The 627-nt window shown below is 44.7% G+C and carries 1 protein-coding gene; it reads left to right on the top strand.

The features are described 5' to 3' along the window. Nucleotides 1-627 (top strand): glutamate--tRNA ligase family protein (locus tag R7Z77_RS26470; protein ID WP_318137186.1); only part of this gene is annotated, 627 nt, incomplete at both ends.

Raw genomic sequence — 627 nt, forward strand, 5'->3', positions numbered from 1 at the left:
GAAGGCATTACGCACTCTATCTGTACGCTAGAGTTCATGGACAACCGTCGTTTGTACGACTGGGTATTAGACAACATCACAATTGATTGTCGTCCTCATCAATACGAGTTCAGCCGTCTAAACCTAGAATACACAGTGATGTCTAAGCGTAAGCTAAACCAACTAGTAACCGAAAAATTGGTTAACGGTTGGGATGATCCTCGTATGCCAACAGTATCTGGTTTACGTCGTCGTGGTTTCACACCTGCGTCAATCCGCGAATTCTGTAAGCGTATAGGCGTGACGAAGCAAGAAAACATGATCGAGTTTAGCTCGCTTGAATCTTGTATTCGTGACGACCTAAACGAAAATGCTCCTCGTGCGATGGCTGTGTTGGACCCTGTTAAAGTTGTTATTGAGAACTTTGAAGTGGGCGCTGTAGAAAATCTAACGCTGGCTAACCATCCAAATAAACCTGAAATGGGTGAGCGTGAAGTACCGTTTACTCGTGAAGTTTGGATCGAGCGTGAAGATTTCCGTGAAGAAGCGAACAAAAAGTACAAGCGTCTAGTTCTTGGTAAAGAAGTTCGTTTACGTGGTGCTTACGTGATCAAAGCTGAGCGTGTTGAAAAAGACGCGGAAGGCAAC

It is taken from the genome of Vibrio sp. 1401 (genome assembly GCF_033340295.1).